Raw genomic sequence first — 2,967 nt, 5'->3', positions numbered from 1 at the left:
CTGCTGGCGGCCGAAGGGGAGCTGCCGGCGCTGCCGCCGCTGGGCGAGCCCTTCCCGGTGGTGGAGCTGCGTTCGAGCGACGGCGAGGTGCTGTCCATCGACTTCGGCGCGCAGCCGCCCGAGGTGCAGCGCGGGCGCAGCGTCGAGCTGCACGCGCTGCAGCTCAAGGGGCTCAGGGACGGCGAGGCGGTGCGCGAGGAAGCCGGGCGCCAGTTCGACTGCCCGCACTGCGGCGCGCCGGTGCAGGTGCAGCTGGATGCGAGCAAGAGCTGCACCTGCCCGTCCTGCCGCAGCCTGATCGACCTGACGCGCGGGCTGGGCGCCGAGCTGAGCTACGTGACGCAGCAGGAGACCATCCGCCCGCTGATTCCGCTGGGCAGCATCGGGCAGTTCGAGGGCGTTTCCTGGCAGGTGGTGGGTTTCCAACACCGCACGGGCGTCGAGCCGGGCGACGACGAGCATTTCGGCTGGGAGGAGTACCTGCTCTACCACCGCCAGCGCGGCTTCGTCTTCCTGGTGGATGCGAGCGATGGCTGGAGCCTGGTGCGCCCGACCAGCGGCGCGCCCGCCTGGCGCGAGGGCACGCAGACCGCCACTTACCTGGGGCGGCGCTACCGGCTCACCTCCACCTACCTGGCGGAGACGAACTACGTGGCGGGCGAGTTCTACTGGCCGGTCTATCGCGGCCAGAAGTCGAGCAACAGCGACTTCGCCGCGGTCGATGGCAAGGGCATCCTGTCGCGCGAGCAGACGCCGGGCGAGGTCACCTGGTCGCACGGGCAGCGCATCGACAGCCTGGTGGTCGCCCAGGCCTTCAAGCTGGGCGACCGTGCGGGGCTGTTCCGGCGCCAGGACGCGGGGCCGGTGGGCGCCATCACGGGCGGGCCGGGCTGGGCGACCATGGTGCTGACGCTGGTGCTGCTGGTGGTGGTGCTGAGCCTGATGAGCAACTGCTCGGGTTCGCCCGGCGGCAGCTACCGCAGCACGGGCGGCTCCTGGGGCGGCTACACCTCGGGCGGGGGGCACAAGTGAGGCCCGCCGCCGCCCTGCCGCCCCGTCCGGCGCGGCGCCTTTCTTTGTCTTGCCCGGCCGCCCCTGGCCGGCACCTGTGTTGCAAGGAGCAATCACCATGATGGGAATCGAATGGCTCCGGCCGGCGGCCTTTCTCGGGTCGATCCTGTACGCGCTGATCGGCGTGCTGATCTTCTGGCTGTGCTTCGTCATCATCGACAAGCTCACGCCCACCGACCTGTGGGCCGAGATCGTGGAGAAGCAGAACGTCGCCCTCGGGGTGGTGGTGGCGGCGATGTGCCTGGGGGTGAGCATCATCGTGGCCGCGGCGATCCACTGAGGCGCGCGCTTGCGCACGGCGGAAGCCCCGGGGCCGCGCCCCATCGACATCGCGCTGCTGGCCAGCGTCTTCGTCATCGCCGCGTGTGGGCTGGTGTACGAGCTGGCCGCGGGGGCGCTTGCCTCCTACCTGCTGGGCGACTCGGTCCTGCAGTTTTCCACCGTCATCGGCACCTACCTGTTCGCCATGGGCGTGGGCTCGTGGCTGTCGCGCTATTTCGAGCGGCAGCTGCCGGCGCACTTCCTGCGCATCGAGCTGCTGGTGGCGCTGATCGGCGGGGCACTGCCGGCGGTGCTGTTCGTCGCGCACGCGCACGTGCCGGGGGCCTTTCGCGTGCTGCTCTACGGGCTGGTGGGGCTGGTGGGCACGCTGGTCGGGCTGGAGATCCCGCTGGTCATGCGGATCCTGCGGCGCAACGTGCAGCTCAAGGACCTGGTCAGCCAGGTGCTGACCTTCGACTACCTCGGGGCGCTGGCGGTGTCGCTGGCCTTCCCGCTGCTGCTGGTGCCGCAGCTGGGGCTGGTGCGCACGGGGCTGCTGTTCGGCTTCATGAACGCCGCGGTGGCGCTGTGGGCGCTGTGGCTGTTTCGCCATGAGCTGCGGCGCTTTCGGGCGCATGCGCTCGCCTGCGCGGCGGTGCTGCTGCTGCTGGCCGCGGGGCTGGCGGGGGCGGAGCACATCACGCGCTTTGCCGAGGACAAGTTCTACCAGGACCGGATCATCGCCAGCCACGCATCGCCCTACCAGCGCATCGTGCTCACCCACGGGCGCCAGGGCCTGCGGCTGTACCTGAACGGCAACCTGCAGTTCGCCGAGAGCGACGAATACCGCTACCACGAGGCGCTGGTGCACCCGGCGATGGCGGCGCATGGCGCGCCGCGGCGCGTGGCGGTGCTGGGCGGGGGCGATGGGATGGCGGTGCGCGAGATCCTGAAGTATCCATCGGTGGAGTCCGTCATCCTGGTCGAGCTGGACGCGGCCATGACGCGGCTGTTCGCCGACAACCCGATGCTGCGCCGGCTGAACGCGGACGCCCTGCACGACGCGCGCGTGCAGGTGGTCAACGAAGACGCCTTCCAGTGGCTGCAGAGGCCGGAGGTGGCGCCGCTGGACGTGATCGTGGTGGATTTCCCGGACCCGACCAACTTTGCCATCGGCAAGCTCTACACGAACAGTTTCTACGCGCTGCTGGAGCGGCGGCTGGCGGCAAGCGGCTACGCGGTGGTGCAGACCACCTCGCCACTGGTCGCGCGCCAGAGCTTCTGGACGGTGGTGCAGACCATCGAGTCGGTGGGCCTGGCGGCCACGCCCTACCACGCGCACGTGCCGAGCTTCGGCGAGTGGGGCTTCGTGGTCGCCGGGCGCCGGCCCTGGCGCCTGCCTGAGGTGCTGCCGGCAGGGCTGCGCTTCCTGGACCTGCCGTCGCTGCCGCTGCTGCTGCAGTTCCCGCGCGACATGGCGCGCGTGCCGGCCGAGGTCAACCGCCTGTCCAACCAGGTGCTGGTCCATACCTATGAGCGCGAATGGGGGCGCGTGCTCGGGCACTGAGCCCGGGCCGTTGCACGCCATGCAGCACGAGCGCTGGTGCCGGGACACGACCACGCGGCGCGCGTGGC

Annotated in this window: 3 protein-coding genes; all 3 read left to right on the top strand. The window is 70.8% G+C overall.

What is annotated here, in order from left to right:
* Positions 1-1,032 (top strand): DUF4178 domain-containing protein (locus A612_RS08985; protein ID WP_019374165.1); only part of this gene is annotated, 1,032 nt, incomplete at its 5' end.
* Between the two features lie 97 nt (positions 1,033-1,129).
* Positions 1,130-1,351 (top strand): DUF350 domain-containing protein, encoded by a 222-nt coding sequence (locus tag A612_RS08980; RefSeq protein WP_019374164.1) that lies wholly within the window; start codon positions 1,130-1,132, stop codon positions 1,349-1,351.
* A gap of 9 nt (positions 1,352-1,360) precedes the next feature.
* On the top strand, positions 1,361-2,899 hold the full coding sequence (locus A612_RS08975) for a polyamine aminopropyltransferase (RefSeq protein WP_019374163.1): 1,539 nt from the start codon (positions 1,361-1,363) through the stop codon (positions 2,897-2,899).
* The last annotated feature ends 68 nt before the right edge of the window (positions 2,900-2,967 follow it).

This window comes from Melaminivora alkalimesophila, from assembly GCF_000282995.1.
Taxonomy (GTDB): Bacteria; Pseudomonadota; Gammaproteobacteria; order Burkholderiales; family Burkholderiaceae_C; genus Melaminivora; species Melaminivora alkalimesophila.
This window is presented reverse-complemented; position numbering and strand designations above follow the sequence as displayed.

What these genes read in the sequence shown, in the direction of transcription:
- A612_RS08980 (WP_019374164.1), top strand. Translation starts at nt 1,130, where the DNA reads ATGATGGGAATCGAATGGCTCCGGCCGGCGGCCTTTCTCGGGTCGATC.